Annotated in this window: 1 pseudogene; it reads left to right on the top strand. The window is 75.0% G+C overall.

From position 1 onward, the window contains the following. Nucleotides 1–677, top strand: a pseudogene (locus AX685_RS22480) (hypothetical protein); the annotation flags it as partial.

Below are 677 nucleotides of genomic sequence, written 5' to 3'. Positions count from 1 at the left end.
CCCTCCCGCCGCACCGACGGCTGGTCCGCCGCCAACCAGCGCCTCTTCCTCGCGGCGATCGCCGAGGGGCATGGCGTCGATGCCGCCTGCGCGCAGGTCGGGCTGTCGGCCACCTCCGCCTACGCCTTCCGCCGCTCGGCGAAGGGCGCGGCCTTCGCGCTCGGGTGGCGCGCGGCGACGCTGGTCGCGCGCGATGTGGTCGCGGACACGCTGATGGTCCGCGCGCTCCATGGCCAGGTCGATACCTATACCCGCGCCGACGGCGTCACCGTCACGCGCCACCGCCATGATAATCGCCTCGCGATGACGCTGCTCGCGCGGCTCGACCGGCAGGTGGAAAGCGCGCCCGACGCCGATGTGCGCGCCGCGCGGCTGGTGGCGCAGGAATTCGACGCCTTCCTCGATCTGGTCGATCGGGACGGCGGGCCGGCGCAGGCCGGGCTGTTCATCGCGCGGCGCAGCGTCGGGCTGGGCGATCTGCTCGACGCCGCGGGGGAGGATACCGCGCCCGCGCACGATCTGGCGCCGCTGTTCGCGCTCGCCGCCGCCGATCGCCTAGCGAGGACCGGCCATGCCACCGCGGACGAGGTGCCGGTCGCCGATCTCGATCCGACGCAGCGCGCCTCCTGGACCGCGGAGCAATGGGCGCGTGCGGAGGCCGCCGGGCTGCTCCGCCT

It is taken from the genome of Sphingomonas sp. CCH9-F2 (assembly GCF_001556735.1).
GTDB lineage: Bacteria > Pseudomonadota > Alphaproteobacteria > Sphingomonadales > Sphingomonadaceae > Sphingomonas > Sphingomonas ginsenosidimutans.
The sequence above is the reverse complement of the archived record's forward strand: the minus strand, read 5'-3'. Positions and strand labels throughout refer to the sequence as shown.